The sequence below is a fragment of the Streptomyces sp. NPDC026515 genome, assembly GCF_055567595.1.
In genome coordinates, this window is the sequence record NZ_JBVHQD010000008.1 from 210,987 (window position 1) to 225,477 (window position 14,491).

Below are 14,491 nucleotides of genomic sequence, written 5' to 3' on the forward strand. Positions count from 1 at the left end.
GGTCTGCGCACTTCACTCGGAAGGTGCTTGTGTTCCCCCGTTGACGGCCGGCTCTTCCCGGTACGGCCTGCGGCCGACACGGCCACATTGAACCCGCGCTTCCTCCGCGTAGGGACAAGTAAGGCGAAAGTGTGACATGGACCGTAGTCACTCCCGCCGGGACGTCTCGTCCCGGCAGGAACCGGAGTCGACCCTACCGGCCGCCGCCCTGCACACAAGTCCCCCCTGTCTCCCCCACCAATCCGACAACGGGCGAACCACAAGGTCCCTCAATTACCGGGTGTCACGCGCCAATTCATAGGCATCCCACAGATCCCGGCCCGTGTACGAGTACGTCGCGAGACCAGCGAGATGTCCGTCCCCGGTGACCGCCGCGGACGCCGGGACCACCGCGAACAGTTCCCTGTCCGACATCGAATCCCCGTAGGCGACACAGTCGACCCGGCCGACCCCGAACTCCGCGCACTGGCGGTCTACGATGGTCACCTTGGCCGCAGGATCAAGGATGCCCGCCGGGTCCACCGGCTCGACGAACGGCACCGCCGAGAAAACGCGATCCGAACGTCGCATGGACACCCCAGCCCCAGTAGCCGTTCCACGAAGAACGAGGGTGAGAGCGAGACCACCGCGCTATGGGCCCCTGCCACCCTTGGCTCGGCCCAGACATCCCGGATACGGGCCAGCCAAGGCGCTCCGTCGAACGCGACGGCCACCTGCGCGTCGGTCAGCTCCGCCCAGAGGGCGTAGACCCGTGCCGCATACTCCCGAGGCGCTGTCCGTCCTGCCGCGATCGCCCGGTCAAGCTCCAGTGTCTCGGCTTCCAGACCGAGTTGACGGGATCTCGATGGGGGCGGAGGTGCCGTGCAGCCGGGTGCCGTCGAGATCGAAGAGATGCAGTCTGGCCATGGGTCCCGAGGCTGGCGGGAAGGTGACACCCCTCCGGAAGGAGTTCTCGGGCGGCGGTTCTGGAGCGATGTTTCACGTGAAACGTCTCCCGTCTGTCCAGAGGCTGTGCGCACGGCTACGGCATGGCCAAAAGCGCGTGCGTCTACCTCGAAACAGGTGGACGCCGTGGGTACCGGTCGGACAGCCTGACCTGCGTGCCCACTCCTGCCGCCTGCTCTCTGCCCATTCGCCGACTGACGCCGCACGATCTCACCGCCTGCGCCGACTTGTCCGAGGACCGGGGGTGGCCGCGCGAGGAACACAAGTGGCGCCTGCTCCTCACGGCCGGCACCGGCTACGGCATCGACGATCCCGGCGGAGGCCTGGTAGCCGCCTGCGTCGTCACGGAGTACGGCTCGGGGGAACGCCCTGAACTCGGCGCGATCGGTATGGTCCTGGTCGCCGCTCGACATGCCCGTCAAGGAATCGGGCGCCGCCTGATGCGCCACATCGTCGCGGCGATGGGCACGACTCCTCTGACCCTGTACGCGACTCCGTACGGGCGTCCGCTCTACGAGGAACTGGGGTTCAAGACCACGGGACACTCGGAGATGCTGACCGGGCACTTCACCCCGGGCGGCGCGGAGCCCCAGGTGCCGACTCGGCCGGCTTCGGCCGAGGACCTCGGCCGCATCGTGCGGCTGGACGAGGAGGTGTTCGGCACCGACCGCACGCCTCTCATCGCCCGCCTGCCCGCGTTCTCGGACCAACTGCGTGTGGCCGTGGACGACGGCCAGGTCGTCGGCTTCGCGGCCGCCTGGCCCAACATGGAGACCCATGTCGTCGGGCCGCTGATCGCACGCGACACGGAGACGGCCAAGTCGCTCATCGCCTCGCTCGCCGCCCACACCGACCGACCGCTTCGCACCGACATCGACGTCCGGCACGAGGAACTGCTGGCATGGTCGAAGAAGCGCGGGCTGGCCTCCGTCGCCGTGAACTCCGTCATGACCTACGGCATCACGGAACTGCCGGGAGACTGGACCCGGCGATTCGCTCCGCTGACCGTGGCGGCGGGCTGAGGCTCCGCCGGTACGGCGAACGCCGGCCCCCTGGGGGGAGCCGGCGTTCCGCGCTGATCGATGCGCTCGGACGAGGGCCGCGGTCAGGCGAGGGCGCGTACGGCCTCCGTGGCGATGCCGTGGTCCTGGTCGGGAGCACCGCCGCCGACACCGACGGCTCCGATCAGCCTGCCGTCGCGGTGGACGGGGACACCGCCCGCGATGAAGAGCAGGGGCCGGTCGAGCGCTGTGGGCAGGGTGTGGAAGAGGCCGCCGGGCTGGACGGCGTCGACGAGGTCGGCGGTGGGACTGTCCAGCTGCAACGCCGTGTAGGCCTTGCGGGTGCTGGTCTCGCCGGAGATCAGCACGGCGCGGTCGTCCCGCCGGAAGGCCAGCAGATGACCTCCGGCGTCCAGGACGGTGACGCTGACGGTGACCCCGGCCGCCTCTGCGGCCCGCCGGGCCTCGCCGATCAGGAGTTCGGCGTCCTGGACGGTGAGGGGGGCGACGGTGGTGCTCATGTGGGTGGTTCTCCTTGGACGGTGCTGAAAAACGGATGGCGGGCCGGGAGGCACCCGGTGGCCCAGGGCTCGGCCGCTGCCGGACCCGCCCCTGTGACCTTGCGGTCGGCTCAGTGGCGGACCGGCTCCGGCTGCTCCGCCCGCCCACCGACGGGGGCCACGGCGCTCGGGGCGCTGTCGCGGCGCTCCAGCGCGGCCGACAGGAAGGCGAGGACCAGGGCGGCCACGGCGAGTGCGGCACCGACCCAGTTGGGGGAGGTGTAGCCGAAGCCCGCGGCGATCACCATGCCGCCGAGCCAGGCGGACAGGGCGTTGCCGAGGTTGAAGGCGCCGATGTTCACCGCCGAGGCCAGGGTGGGGGCACCGTGCGCCTGGTCGAGGACCCGCTTCTGCAGCGGCGGCACGGTCGCGAAGCCCAGGGCGCCGATCAGGGCGACGGTCACGGCGGCCGCGATCTTGTTGTGCGCGGTGACCGTGAAAAGGGCGAGGACGACGGCCAGGGCGCCCAGTGACACGTAGAGCATGGGCATCAGGGCGCGGTCGGCGAACTTCCCGCCGACCAGGTTGCCGCCGACCATGCCGAGGCCGAACAGGACCAACAGCCAGGTGACGGAGCCATCGGCGAAGCCGGCGACATGGGTCATCATGGGCGCGATGTAGGTGATGGCCGCGAAGACCCCGCCGAAGCCGAGGACCGTCATCGCCATGGCGAGCAGGACCTGGGTGTTCTTGAACGCGGCCAGCTCGTGCCGCAGGTGCACGCCCTCCGGCCTGGGCAGCTCCGGCACCAGCCTGGCGATGCCGGCCAGGCCGATCACGCCCAGGGCGGCGACGATGCCGAAGGTGACGCGCCAGCCGACGTGCTGTCCCACCAGGGTGCCGAGCGGGACACCGACGACGTTGGCGACGGTGAGTCCGGTGAACATCATCGCGATGGCCCCGGCCTTCTTGCTCGGAGCGACCAGTTCGGCCGCCACGACCGACCCGATACCGAAGAAGGCGCCGTGGGCGAGGGAGGCGACGACACGGCCGATCAGCATCACGGCGAAGGTGGGGGCGACGGCGGACAGCAGATTGCCCGCGATGAACAACCCCATCAGCACCATCAGCATCCGCTTGCGCGGGACCTTGGTGCCCAGGACGGTCATCAACGGGGCGCCGATCACCACACCGAGCGCGTAGCCGGTCACCAGCAGGCCGGCGGTGGGGATGGAGACCCCGAAGTCGCTCGCGACCTCGGGCAGCAAACCCATGATCACGAATTCGGTCGTTCCGATTCCGAAGGCCCCGATCGCGAGGGCCAGAAGCGCGAGAGGCATGGGGGTACACCTTCCCAGACGATTGTGCAGGTGCGCTTAGCGTGCGACCACATTAATTGCATGCGCGGGCTATGCGCAACCGCAGGATATTGCGTACCTGCTCTATCCTGGTTTCAGCCGCTCCGGGACGGAGGAACACGTCAATGACAGCGACAGACCCCGCGCTCACCGCCCTTGCCCAGGGCTGGTGCGCCCTCTCCCTGCTCCACGGGAGGATCGAGGCACACATCGAGCGCGCCCTCCAGGGGAAGCACGACCTCAGCGTGCGCGAATACTCCCTGCTGGACGTCCTCAGCCGGCAGCACGACGACGAAGGGGGCCACCTGCAGATGAAGCAGGTCGCCGACGCGGTCGTCCTGAGCCAGAGCGCCACCACCCGACTGGTGACACGGCTCGAAGACCGGGGCCTCCTGGAGCGCTACCTCTGCCCGACCGACCGGCGCGGCATCTACACCAACGTCACGGAGACGGGGCTGCGGCTGCTCGAAGAGGCTCGCCCCACCAATGACAGCGCCCTGCGTGAAGCGCTCGACGAGGCGGCCAGAAACCCCGAGCTGGCTCCCCTGGTGCGGGTCGTGGAATCGCTGAACGTGCCCGCATAGGCTGGCAGGCATGGGAGATCTTGACATACGCGCCGCGGTCCCCGATGACGTCCCGGCCATCGTCGGCATGCTCGCCGACGACCCGCTGGGCGCCCGGCGGGAATCGCCGGACGACCTGGCCCCCTATCTCCGCGCCCTGGAGCGGCTCAGCGCCGACCCCAACCAGCAGGTGGTGGTCGCCGTACGCGAGGGCCGTGTCGTCGGCACGCTCCAGCTCACGATCATTCCCGGGCTGTCGAGGCGCGGCGCCACCCGGTCGATCATCGAGGCCGTACGCGTCCATGCGGACGAGCGCGGCGGCGGTCTGGGCACCCGGTTCATCGAGTGGGCGATAGAGGAATCCCGCCGTCAGGGCTGCCAGTTGGTGCAGCTGACCTCGGACGCGTCGCGCACCGACGCCCACCGCTTCTACGAGCGGCTCGGTTTCACCGGTTCACACCTCGGTTTCAAGCTTGAGATCTGACGGCCGGGAACCGACGGGCCACGCGTTCCGGTTGTGGCGTTTCACGTGAAACGCCACCCCCGCCCCGTCTAGCCGATCCCCCGCCATCCCTCGGGGTCCACCCCGCCGGGCACAGGAGCCGCCTCCTCGTACGGCTGACGCGTGAACACGAACGAGCCCAGGTCCAGGTGGCTCACGGTGCCCTCCGGTCGCCGTACGGGCCGCAGAACCTCTCCGGCGTAGTAGCCCTCAAGGCCAATCCACGTGCCGTCGCCGTTGGCCCGGAAACGCGCGCGGCGGCCCGCGCCCGACAGCGGCCCGAGCGAGACCAGCCCGTCGGCCGTCACCCGCAGGGCGAAGGGGTGCGTACCCCAGTACCACTGGCCCGCCAGTTCCAGGACCGACGGCTCGACCTGGGCCAGGGGCCGCCAAGGTTCGGGGATACGCGGTTCGGCCTCCGCGACGATACGGACGAGGTCGGCGCCGAGAGCGGACAGCGCCGGCCCCGAGGTGCAGTTGGCGAGCACCACCGCCGCCACGTCGTCGTCCACGCTGATGGTGAGGTTGGCCAGAAAGCCGGGCAGAGACCCGGAGTGCCCGCACAGCAGCCGGCCGTCACGACGCTGGACCTGGAGACCGAGGCCGTACGTGGCACCGTCCAGCACATCGGCAGGCTCGGCAGGGGCCGCCGGAATACGCATCTCCCGCACGGACTCCGCACTCAGAACACGGTCGTCACCGGCCGCCAGGAACACGGCGAACCGGGCGAGGTCATCGGTGGTCGACCAGAGCTGTCCTGCCGGTGCCATCCGGCCGAGATCTTCCAGCGGCTCCGGGAGCATCGCGTCGGCCCACGGATGCACCGCCCAGCCGCCCGCGTGCGGCGCCTGTGGCTGGGCGCTCGTACGGTCCAGACCCAGCGGTTCGAGCACCTCCCGCCGGAGCACCTCCTCCCAGGGGGCCCCGCGGACTTCCTCGACCAGGGCGCCGAGCAGGGTGTAGCCGGGGTTGGAGTAGTGGTGCCGACGGCCGACCGGGTGCAGGAGAGGCTGCTCACCGAGGACATCACCGAGCTCCGGCCGCAGCGAGCCCGGAGTGCGCTCCCACCAGGGTCCGGGCGACTCGGCCGCCAAACCGGCGGTGTGCGCGAGCAGTTCGGCGATCGTCGCCTCCCCCGCGCCGGTGCCCGGCAGGTACTTCTCCAGTGGATCGCCGAGATCGAGCAGCCCTTCGTCGCGCAGCCGGAGCACCAGAACGGCCGTGAACGTCTTGGTGATCGAGCCGATCCGGTACTGCACGTTCCCGTCCGGCTCATGCCCGGACACCGAGGTCCGCGCCCCGAGCCAGACCGCCCGCCCGCCCCGCACGACCGCCGCCACCAGGGACGGCGCCCGCCCCTCGGCCTGGGCCACGGCGATCCGATGCAGCAGCGCCCGCCGGGTGGCGGGCAGCAGCTCTTCCTGAGATGTCGTCATGGGCCCAGTCCACCCGGTGGGCTGAGCTGCGTCGAGTTCATTTCGGTGGGGCGGATCAGGTCTGTGCCATGTCCACGAAACGGGAGTAGTGGCCCTGGAAGGCCACGGTGATCGTCGCGGTCGGACCGTTTCGGTGCTTGCCGACGATGATGTCGGCCTCGCCCGCGCGCGGTGACTCCTTCTCGTAGGCGTCCTCGCGGTGAAGCAGGATGACCATGTCGGCGTCCTGCTCGATGGAGCCGGACTCACGCAGGTCGGACACCATCGGCTTCTTGTCCGTGCGCTGCTCGGGACCACGGTTGAGCTGTGACAGCGCGATCACCGGGACCTCCAGCTCCTTCGCCAGCAGCTTGAGGTTTCGCGACATGTCCGAGACCTCCTGCTGACGGCTCTCGGAGCGTTTGCCTCCGGACTGCATCAGCTGGAGATAGTCGATGATCACGAGCTTGATGTCGTTGCGCTGTTTGAGCCGTCGGCACTTGGCCCGGATCTCCATCATCGACAGGTTCGGGGAGTCGTCGATGTAGAGCGGCGCGGCCGATACGTCCGGCATCCGACGGGCGAGCCGGGTCCAGTCGTCGTCGGTCATCGTGCCGGAGCGCATGTGGTGCAGCGCGACCCGGGCCTCCGCGGACAGCAGGCGCATCGCGATCTCGTTGCGGCCCATTTCGAGGGAGAAAATGACGCTGGGCAGGTTGTTCTTGATCGAAGCGGCTCGGGCGAAGTCCAGTGCGAGGGTGGACTTACCCATGGCGGGCCGGGCGGCGATGACGATCATCTGGCCCGGATGCAGGCCGTTGGTGAGCGAGTCCAGGTCTGTGAAACCGGTGGGAACACCGGTCATCTCACCGGTGCGGGAGCCGATCGCCTCGATCTCGTCGAGAGCGCCTTCCATGATGTCGCCGAGCGGCAGATAGTCCTCACTGGTCCGCTGCTCGGTGACGGCGTAGATCTCGGCCTGGGCACTGTTGACGATCTCGTCGATGTCACCGTCGGCCGCGTATCCCATCTGCGTGATGCGTGTTCCGGCCTCGACCAGCCGGCGCAGCACAGCCCGCTCGTGGACGATCTCCGCGTAGTACTCGGCGTTCGCCGCCGTCGGCACCGTCTGGACGAGGGTGTGCAGATAGGAGGCCCCGCCGACCTTGTTGATCTCGCCGCGCTTGGTGAGCTCGGCGGCGATGGTGATCGGGTCGGCCGGCTCACCCTTGGCATAGATGTCGAGGATCGCCTGGTAGATCGTCTCGTGGGCGGGCTTGTAGAAGTCGTGGCCCTTGAGGATCTCGACGACGTCGGCGATGGCGTCCTTGGACAGCAGCATGCCGCCGAGCACGGACTGTTCGGCGTCGAGGTCCTGCGGGGGGACCCGCTCGAAGGGGGTCCCCCCGCCGTCCCAGTCACCGCTGTCCCGGCCGCGGTCGTGACGGTCGTCCCGTCCTCGGCCGCTCTCGCCGCGTCCGCGGGAGGCGGGCAGGCGATCGCTGGGACCGGCCTCGGCCCACGGATCGTCCAAGGGCTCGGAAATACTCACCGAGCCACCTCCTCCCGTCCGCCCGGCGGACCTCGCCGTGGCCTCATTTCTACGGCACGGCACTGACATACCTGGACGCCCCGTTCCGGTTCCGGGCGCGTCGGTTTTGTGAGGTTTCCGAGGCCATGAGGAGGAGTGGGCGCCGGACCACGGTAGGCCCGCGGGCACCGTCAGCCAATCTGGTTATCCACAGGCCATGTGGACGACGGCCCGTATGCTGTGGAGAACCTGCCGAAACCTGTGCACGACCCGGTGGACAGCCCTGTGAACAAGCCCTCGATCTTTCGCCGCCAGTGGCCCTGACCTGCCCATTTCCCATCCACCGGCTGTGCAGAAGAAAAACTTTCCCAGTCGGATCAAGATCCCTTCGAACGCTCCGTGAAAGCATGGCGCACACAAGCTTCAGTAAGGGTCAGTATGTAATTGCATCTCTTACCTGTGGACGATTACATTAGTGCCCATGTCACAGGCTCCCGCGATCCCCGAGGCCACCCGGCGGCAGCACGACCGAGAGATCGTCGCACTGGCGGTCCCGGCCTTCGGCGCACTGGTCGCCGAGCCGCTTTTCGTCATGGCCGACAGCGCGATCGTCGGCCATCTCGGCACCGCACAGCTCGCCGGTCTCGGTGTCGCCTCCGCGCTCCTCACCACCGCCGTGAGTGTCTTCGTCTTCCTCGCCTACGCCACCACGGCGGCCGTCGCCCGGCGGGTCGGAGCGGGCGATCTCCCGGCCGCCATCCGTCAGGGCATGGACGGCATCTGGCTGGCGCTGCTGCTCGGCGCCGGCGTCATCGCCGTCGCCCTGCCCCTGGCACCGGGCATCGTGGACATCTTCGGAGCTTCGGCCACCGCGGGTCCCTACGCGACGACCTACCTGAGGATCTCCTCACTGGGCATCCCGGCCATGTTGATGGTGCTCGCCGCCACCGGCGTTCTCCGTGGCCTCCAGGACACCCGGACCCCGCTGTACGTCGCCGTCGCCGGTTTCGTCGCCAACGCCGGTCTCAATGCCGGGCTGGTCTACGGTGCAGGGCTGGGCATCGCGGGCTCCGCCTGGGGCACCGTCATCGCCCAGTACGCGATGGCGGCGGTCTATCTGACCGTCGTCGTGCGGGGAGCCCGCAAGCACGGAGCATCCCTTCGCCCCGACGGCGCCGGGATACGGGCGTCAGCACAGGCCGGCGTCCCTCTGCTCGTCCGGACTCTCTCGCTACGCGCCATCCTCATGATCGCTACGGCCGTGGCTGCCCGGCTGGGCGATGCCGACATCGCGGCCCACCAGATCGTGCTGTCGCTGTGGAGCCTGCTGGCCTTCGCCCTGGACGCGATAGCCATCGCCGGGCAGGCCATCATCGGCCGTCATCTCGGCGCGGGCGACACTGCCGGTGCCCGTGAGGCCTGCCGGCGCATGGTCCAGTGGGGCATCGCCGTCGGGGTGGTCCTGGGACTACTCGTGGTGGCCGCCCGACCGCTCTTCCTGCCGCTGTTCACGAGCGATCCGACCGTGCAGGACATCGCGCTGCCCGCGCTGGTCATCGTGGCACTCTCCCAGCCGATCTCCGGCGTGGTCTTCGTCCTCGACGGCGTTCTGATGGGTGCGGGAGACGGGCCGTACCTGGCCGGGGCCATGGTCGTGACACTCGCGGTCTTCACACCGGTGGCGCTCCTGGCCCCCGGGCTCGGCGGCGGGCTCACGGCGCTCTGGGGAGCCATGACCGTAATGATGGCCACCCGGATGCTGACCCTCTGGCTGCGTACCCGCTCGGGCCGCTGGATCGTGACCGGCGCAACGCGCTGACCCGTCCGGCCCACCGGGTGTTTCACGTGAAACGTGAAACACCACGAGCCGTCACGTTTCACGTGAAACACCCGCCGTGCCCCCCCTCGTCGGCAGCTGAGAGGGGCCGCACCCTCACGGGTACGGCCCCTCTCAGCTACTGCTCGGTCCGAACACGGCCTCAGGCCGCGACGACCTCGATGTTGACCTTGGCGGCAACCTCGGGGTGCAGACGCACGAACGTCTCGTGGGCGCCCAGTGTCTTGATCGGCGAGCCCAGCTCAATGCGGCGCTTGTCGACCTCGGGGCCACCGGAAGCCTTGATCGCCGAAGCGACGTCAGCCGGGGTGACGGAACCGAAGAGACGACCGGCGTCGCCGGAGCGGACCGCCAGGCGGACCTTGACACCCTCGAGCTGGGCCTTCACGGAGTTGGCCTGCTCGATGGTCTGGATCTCGTGGATCTTGCGAGCACGACGGATCTGCTCGACGTCCTTCTCGCCACCCTTGGTCCAGCGGATAGCGAACTTCCGCGGGATCAGGTAGTTGCGAGCGTATCCGTCCTTGACGTCCACGACGTCGCCGGCGGCACCGAGGCCAGAGACCTCATGGGTGAGGATGATCTTCATGTGTCGGTCACCCTTCCCTTATCGCGCGGTGGACGTGTAGGGCAGCAGCGCCATCTCACGGCTGTTCTTGACGGCCGTGGCGACGTCACGCTGGTGCTGCGTGCAGTTGCCGGTCACGCGGCGGGCACGGATCTTGCCGCGGTCGGAAATGAACTTCCGCAGCATGTTCGTGTCCTTGTAGTCCACGTACTGGACCTTGTCCTTGCAGAACGCGCAGACCTTCTTCTTAGGCTTGCGCACAGGCGGCTTCGCCATGGTGTTTCTCCTGTGTGATCAAGAAGTGGGGATGCGAGCCCGATTCCCTAGAAGGGGGGCTCGTCCGAGTAGCCGCCGCCACCGCCGCTGCCGCCGGAGGCACCGCCCCAACCGCCGCCACCCTGGTTGCCGCCGCCGGCGGGAGCGCCGGAGGCCCAGGGGTCGTCGCTGGGGGCGCCGCCCTGCTGGCCGCCACCGGAGCCGCCGCCCCAGCTGCCGCCACCCTGGCCGCCACCGCCGCCGAAACCGCCGCCCTGGCCACCGCGGCCGCCACCACCGGCGGTCTTGGTGACCTTGGCCGTGGCGTTCCGCAGGCTGGCGCCGACTTCCTCGACGTCCAGCTCGTAGACCGTGCGCTTGACACCCTCACGGTCCTCGTAGGACCGCTGCTTCAGCCGGCCCTGCACGATGACGCGCATGCCTCGCTGGAGCGACTCGGCGACGTTCTCCGCCGCCTGACGCCAGACCGAGCAGGTCAGGAAGAGGCTTTCGCCGTCCTTCCACTCGTTCGTCTGGCGGTCGAAGGTGCGGGGAGTGGACGCGACGCGGAACTTCGCGACCGCCGCACCGGACGGGGTGAAGCGCAGCTCGGGGTCGTCGACAAGATTGCCGACGACCGTGATGACGGTCTCGCCTGCCATGGGGGAACCTCTCGGCGGGTTTGCTGCTGGCTGCTTGCTGCTACTCGAAACCCGAGATCAGCTGAGCTGGAAGCTCAGTGGGTCTCGGGACGGAGGACCTTGGTCCGGAGGACCGACTCGTTCAGGTTCATCTGGCGGTCGAGCTCCTTGACGACCGCAGGCTCGGCCTGCAGGTCGATGACCGAGTAGATGCCCTCGGGCTTCTTCTTGATCTCGTACGAGAGACGACGACGGCCCCAGGTGTCGACCTTCTCCACCTTGCCGTTGCCCTCACGGACGACGGAGAGGAAGTTCTCGATCAGAGGGGCGACAGCGCGCTCCTCCAGATCGGGGTCGAGGATGACCATCACCTCGTAGTGACGCATGTGGAACCCACCTCCTTTGGACTCAGCGGCCACGGTCGTTCCGTGGCAGGAGGGTTGTGATGCGTACGCAACGGTATCGGCCGCCACTGACATGCGGGGGGCTTCCCTCGGGATCCCCGGCCGCGGGCCTGGGCAGACACCGGTGCAGAGGGTACACACTACCCGCACACCTGCTTCCGGTTGAAATCCGGCCGCCGCGGCCCTCAATCTGTACACATCGGGTGTGTACGGCGCTACCATGCGCCGCTTTCCGCAGGAGGTGCCCTATGGCACAGGCATTGCGACCCAACACCGCCGGATCCCTGTTCGCCACCGACGGCAAGACCCATCCGCTGCAGGACTCGCTGATGGCCGTGACGCTGGCGCTCGGGCTGATCGCCTTCATCACGTCGTTCTTCCACAGCCTGCACCTGCTCAGCTCGTGGGCAGGTCTGATCGGCATCTTCACCGGCCTGTACGGGCAGTGGGTCTCGATCACCACACGCGAGCGCTTCGGCACGATCCTGGGTCTCGGTGCCGCGGGCATCGGTTTCTTCATCGGCATGGCACACGGCGGCCTGTTCGGATAGGCCCCCGGGCCCCTTCCGTACCACCGCGCCACGCCCCGGCCGCAACGGTGCCGGGGCGTAGGTGGTGTACGCCCAGTCGGGCCGCGGGCAAGGCGCAGTAGGCTTCGGCGCGAGAGCCGGAGCCCCTGTACCCATGGGGACACACCAGCCCGAGGAGCGCCCCGACATGAGCCTGACCCTGCGGACCATCAGCCGCGAACAGCATCTGGCATACATCCAGAGCCTGCCTGCGGCTAGCCACATGCAGGTCCCGGCCTGGGCGGATGTCAAGGCGGAGTGGCGTTCGGAGAACCTCGGCTGGTTCGACGAACGCACCGGCGAAATGGTCGGCGCGGGCCTGGTGCTGTACCGCCAGCTGCCCAAGATCAAGCGCTACCTGGCGTACCTTCCCGAGGGCCCGGTCATCAACTGGTACGCGCCCAATCTCGACGAGTGGATCCAGCCGATGCTGGCCCACCTCAAGCAACAGGGCGCGTTCTCCGTGAAGATGGGCCCGCCTGTGATCATCCGGCGCTGGGAGGCCAACTCCATCAAGGCCGGCATCCAGAACCCGGACGTCAAGCGCCTGCGCGACATCGAGGCCGACTTCATCGAGCCGCGTGCCTTCGAGGTGGCCGACAAGCTGCGCCGGATGGGCTGGCAGCAGGGCGAGGACGGCGGCGCCGGATTCGGTGACGTGCAGCCGCGCTACGTCTACCAGGTGCCGCTGGCGAACCGTTCCCTGGAAGAGGTCCACCGGAACTTCAACCAGCTGTGGCGGCGCAACATCAAGAAGGCCGAGAAGGCCGGCGTCGAGGTCGTCCAGGGCGGCTACCAGGACCTCGCGGAGTGGCAGCGGCTGTACGAGATCACGGCCGTGCGCGACCACTTCCGGCCGCGACCGCTGTCGTACTTCCAGCGCATGTGGACGGCCCTCAACACCGAGGACCCCAACCGGATGCGGCTCTACTTCGCCCGGCACAACGGGGTCAACCTGTCCGCGGCGACCATGCTGATCGTGGGCGGCCACGTCTGGTACTCCTACGGGGCCTCCGACAACATCGGCCGCGAGGTGCGTCCGTCCAACGCCATGCAGTGGCGGATGCTGCGCGACGCCTACGCGCTCGGCGCCACCGTCTACGACCTGCGCGGCATCTCGGACTCGCTGGACGAGACCGATCACCTCTTCGGCCTCATCCAGTTCAAGGTGGGCACCGGTGGCCAGGCCGCCGAGTACCTCGGCGAATGGGACTTCCCGCTGAACAAGCTGCTCCACAAGGCGCTCGACATCTACATGTCGCGCCGCTGACGTCACGCTCCGTGCTTCTATAGCCCTTACACACCCCAGCCATCCAGAAAGGTCCCAGGTCCGGCCATGGCGCTCACCCTCTACGTCGACACCGCGCGCTGGCGGGCGCACCACAAGCACGTGCAGGAGCAGTTCCCGGGTCTCGTCCCGGTCTGCAAGGGCAACGGCTACGGCTTCGGGCACGAACGCCTGGCGGAGGAGGCCACGCGTCTCGGCTCGGACGTCCTCGCCGTCGGTACGACGTACGAGGCCGCGCGCATAAAGGACTGGTTCGGCGGCGACCTGCTGGTGCTGACGCCGTACCGGCGCGGTGAGGAGCCCGTGCCGCTGCCCGACCGGGTCATCCGCTCGGTGTCGTCGATCGACGGAGTGTACGGCCTGGTCGGCGCACGTGTGGTCATCGAGGTGATGTCCACGATGAAGCGGCACGGCATCAGCGAGCAGGACCTGCCGCAGCTGCACTCGGCCATAGAGAACGTCCGGCTGGAGGGCTTCGCCATCCATCTGCCGCTGGACCGCACCGACGGCTCGGACGCCGTCGAGGAGGTCATCGGCTGGATGGACCGGCTGCGCGCGGCCCGGCTGCCGCTGCACACGATGTTCGTCAGCCACCTCAAGGCCGACGAACTCGCCCGGCTGCAGCAGCAGTTCCCGCAGACCCGGTTCCGGGCCCGGATCGGCACCCGGCTGTGGCTGGGGGACCACGACGCCACCGAGTACCGCGGGGCGGTCCTGGACGTCACCCGCGTCGCCAAGGGCGACCGGTTCGGCTACCGGCAGCAGAAGGCGGCCTCGGACGGCTATCTGGTGGTCGTGGCGGGCGGTACGTCGCACGGGGTGGGCCTGGAGGCCCCGAAGGCCCTGCACGGCGTCATGCCGCGCGCCAAGGGCGTCGCACGGGCCGGCCTGGCCACGGTGAACCGGAACCTTGCGCCGTTCGTCTGGGGCGGCAAGCAGCGCTGGTTCGCGGAGCCGCCGCACATGCAGGTCTCGATCCTGTTTGTGCCGATCGATGCTCCGGAGCCGACGGTGGGCGAGGAGCTGGTGGCCCATCTGCGGCACACCACCACCCAGTTCGACCGCATCGTGGACCGCTGACGCGTTCTCAGGACGCCAGAAGGGCCGTACACGG

The 14,491-nt window shown here is 68.8% G+C and carries 15 protein-coding genes and 1 pseudogene; 7 read left to right on the top strand and 9 right to left on the bottom strand.

Features of this window, described 5'->3' with window-relative positions:
• Positions 1 to 273: 273 nt before the first annotated feature.
• Positions 274 to 906, bottom strand: a pseudogene (locus ACZ4O3_RS18620) (haloacid dehalogenase-like hydrolase).
• Positions 907 to 1,100: 194 nt separating this feature from the next.
• Between ACZ4O3_RS18620 and ACZ4O3_RS18625 the strand changes: the two are divergent.
• Positions 1,101 to 1,967, top strand: a complete 867-nt coding sequence (locus ACZ4O3_RS18625; protein ID WP_467723025.1) for a GNAT family N-acetyltransferase — start codon at positions 1,101 to 1,103, stop codon at positions 1,965 to 1,967.
• Between the two features lie 83 nt (positions 1,968 to 2,050).
• On the opposite strand, the gene ACZ4O3_RS18630 is transcribed toward ACZ4O3_RS18625, so the two are convergent.
• Together ACZ4O3_RS18630 and ACZ4O3_RS18635 are read right to left on the bottom strand one after the other, a co-directional pair.
• Entirely contained in the window at positions 2,051 to 2,467 is a 417-nt protein-coding gene (locus ACZ4O3_RS18630; protein WP_362726833.1) for a GlcG/HbpS family heme-binding protein, read from the bottom strand.
• Positions 2,468 to 2,577: 110 nt separating this feature from the next.
• The gene (locus ACZ4O3_RS18635; protein ID WP_467723027.1) at positions 2,578 to 3,786 is read right to left on the bottom strand and encodes an MFS transporter; all 1,209 of its coding nucleotides are present in this window, start codon (positions 3,784 to 3,786) and stop codon (positions 2,578 to 2,580) included.
• Between the two features lie 143 nt (positions 3,787 to 3,929).
• Here ACZ4O3_RS18635 and ACZ4O3_RS18640 point away from each other — a divergent pair, with 143 nt between their 5' ends.
• Both ACZ4O3_RS18640 and ACZ4O3_RS18645 read left to right on the top strand, forming a co-directional pair.
• The gene (locus ACZ4O3_RS18640; RefSeq protein WP_362726827.1) at positions 3,930 to 4,388 is read left to right on the top strand and encodes a MarR family winged helix-turn-helix transcriptional regulator; all 459 of its coding nucleotides are present in this window, start codon (positions 3,930 to 3,932) and stop codon (positions 4,386 to 4,388) included.
• A 10-nt stretch (positions 4,389 to 4,398) separates the two neighbouring features.
• On the top strand, positions 4,399 to 4,851 hold the full coding sequence (locus ACZ4O3_RS18645) for a GNAT family N-acetyltransferase (protein ID WP_467723029.1): 453 nt from the start codon (positions 4,399 to 4,401) through the stop codon (positions 4,849 to 4,851).
• A 68-nt stretch (positions 4,852 to 4,919) separates the two neighbouring features.
• On the opposite strand, the gene ACZ4O3_RS18650 is transcribed toward ACZ4O3_RS18645, so the two are convergent.
• Together ACZ4O3_RS18650 and dnaB are read right to left on the bottom strand one after the other, a co-directional pair.
• Positions 4,920 to 6,305, bottom strand: a complete 1,386-nt coding sequence (locus tag ACZ4O3_RS18650) for a serine hydrolase domain-containing protein (RefSeq protein WP_467723031.1) — start codon at positions 6,303 to 6,305, stop codon at positions 4,920 to 4,922.
• 55 nt (positions 6,306 to 6,360) lie between these two features.
• On the bottom strand, positions 6,361 to 7,836 hold the full coding sequence (gene dnaB / locus ACZ4O3_RS18655; protein ID WP_384991059.1) for a replicative DNA helicase: 1,476 nt from the start codon (positions 7,834 to 7,836) through the stop codon (positions 6,361 to 6,363).
• Positions 7,837 to 8,296: 460 nt separating this feature from the next.
• Here dnaB and ACZ4O3_RS18660 point away from each other — a divergent pair, with 460 nt between their 5' ends.
• Complete coding sequence (locus tag ACZ4O3_RS18660; protein WP_467723033.1) at positions 8,297 to 9,634, top strand: MATE family efflux transporter; 1,338 nt, start codon at positions 8,297 to 8,299, stop codon at positions 9,632 to 9,634.
• Positions 9,635 to 9,794: 160 nt separating this feature from the next.
• On the opposite strand, the gene rplI is transcribed toward ACZ4O3_RS18660, so the two are convergent.
• From rplI to rpsF, 4 genes are all read right to left on the bottom strand, one after another.
• Complete coding sequence (gene rplI, locus ACZ4O3_RS18665) at positions 9,795 to 10,241, bottom strand: 50S ribosomal protein L9 (protein ID WP_351934107.1); 447 nt, start codon at positions 10,239 to 10,241, stop codon at positions 9,795 to 9,797.
• Between the two features lie 18 nt (positions 10,242 to 10,259).
• Positions 10,260 to 10,496 (bottom strand): 30S ribosomal protein S18, encoded by a 237-nt coding sequence (gene rpsR, locus ACZ4O3_RS18670; protein WP_006381652.1) that lies wholly within the window; start codon positions 10,494 to 10,496, stop codon positions 10,260 to 10,262.
• A gap of 47 nt (positions 10,497 to 10,543) precedes the next feature.
• Complete coding sequence (locus ACZ4O3_RS18675; RefSeq protein ID WP_362716882.1) at positions 10,544 to 11,137, bottom strand: single-stranded DNA-binding protein; 594 nt, start codon at positions 11,135 to 11,137, stop codon at positions 10,544 to 10,546.
• A gap of 74 nt (positions 11,138 to 11,211) precedes the next feature.
• The gene (rpsF, locus tag ACZ4O3_RS18680) at positions 11,212 to 11,502 is read right to left on the bottom strand and encodes a 30S ribosomal protein S6 (protein ID WP_005482942.1); all 291 of its coding nucleotides are present in this window, start codon (positions 11,500 to 11,502) and stop codon (positions 11,212 to 11,214) included.
• A gap of 266 nt (positions 11,503 to 11,768) precedes the next feature.
• On the opposite strand from rpsF, the gene ACZ4O3_RS18685 reads away from it, so the two are divergent.
• From ACZ4O3_RS18685 to ACZ4O3_RS18695, 3 genes are all read left to right on the top strand, one after another.
• Entirely contained in the window at positions 11,769 to 12,071 is a 303-nt protein-coding gene (locus tag ACZ4O3_RS18685) for a hypothetical protein (protein WP_362716879.1), read from the top strand.
• A 166-nt stretch (positions 12,072 to 12,237) separates the two neighbouring features.
• Positions 12,238 to 13,359, top strand: coding sequence for a peptidoglycan bridge formation glycyltransferase FemX (gene femX / locus ACZ4O3_RS18690; RefSeq protein ID WP_362716876.1), 1,122 nt, complete (start codon positions 12,238 to 12,240; stop codon positions 13,357 to 13,359).
• A gap of 66 nt (positions 13,360 to 13,425) precedes the next feature.
• Positions 13,426 to 14,457 carry an alanine racemase gene (locus ACZ4O3_RS18695; RefSeq protein WP_362716873.1) on the top strand — a complete coding sequence of 344 codons (1,032 nt, stop codon included), beginning with the start codon at positions 13,426 to 13,428 and terminating at the stop codon, positions 14,455 to 14,457.
• Positions 14,458 to 14,491 lie beyond the last annotated feature (34 nt).

What these genes read in the sequence shown, in the direction of transcription:
- ACZ4O3_RS18630 (WP_362726833.1), bottom strand. Translation starts at nt 2,467, where the DNA reads ATGAGCACCACCGTCGCCCCCCTCACCGTCCAGGACGCCGAACTCCTG.
- ACZ4O3_RS18635 (WP_467723027.1), bottom strand. Translation starts at nt 3,786, where the DNA reads ATGCCTCTCGCGCTTCTGGCCCTCGCGATCGGGGCCTTCGGAATCGGA.
- ACZ4O3_RS18640 (WP_362726827.1), top strand. Translation starts at nt 3,930, where the DNA reads ATGACAGCGACAGACCCCGCGCTCACCGCCCTTGCCCAGGGCTGGTGC.
- ACZ4O3_RS18645 (WP_467723029.1), top strand. Translation starts at nt 4,399, where the DNA reads ATGGGAGATCTTGACATACGCGCCGCGGTCCCCGATGACGTCCCGGCC.
- ACZ4O3_RS18650 (WP_467723031.1), bottom strand. Translation starts at nt 6,305, where the DNA reads ATGACGACATCTCAGGAAGAGCTGCTGCCCGCCACCCGGCGGGCGCTG.
- ACZ4O3_RS18660 (WP_467723033.1), top strand. Translation starts at nt 8,297, where the DNA reads ATGTCACAGGCTCCCGCGATCCCCGAGGCCACCCGGCGGCAGCACGAC.
- rplI (WP_351934107.1), bottom strand. Translation starts at nt 10,241, where the DNA reads ATGAAGATCATCCTCACCCATGAGGTCTCTGGCCTCGGTGCCGCCGGC.
- rpsR (WP_006381652.1), bottom strand. Translation starts at nt 10,496, where the DNA reads ATGGCGAAGCCGCCTGTGCGCAAGCCTAAGAAGAAGGTCTGCGCGTTC.
- ACZ4O3_RS18675 (WP_362716882.1), bottom strand. Translation starts at nt 11,137, where the DNA reads ATGGCAGGCGAGACCGTCATCACGGTCGTCGGCAATCTTGTCGACGAC.
- rpsF (WP_005482942.1), bottom strand. Translation starts at nt 11,502, where the DNA reads ATGCGTCACTACGAGGTGATGGTCATCCTCGACCCCGATCTGGAGGAG.
- ACZ4O3_RS18685 (WP_362716879.1), top strand. Translation starts at nt 11,769, where the DNA reads ATGGCACAGGCATTGCGACCCAACACCGCCGGATCCCTGTTCGCCACC.
- femX (WP_362716876.1), top strand. Translation starts at nt 12,238, where the DNA reads ATGAGCCTGACCCTGCGGACCATCAGCCGCGAACAGCATCTGGCATAC.
- ACZ4O3_RS18695 (WP_362716873.1), top strand. Translation starts at nt 13,426, where the DNA reads ATGGCGCTCACCCTCTACGTCGACACCGCGCGCTGGCGGGCGCACCAC.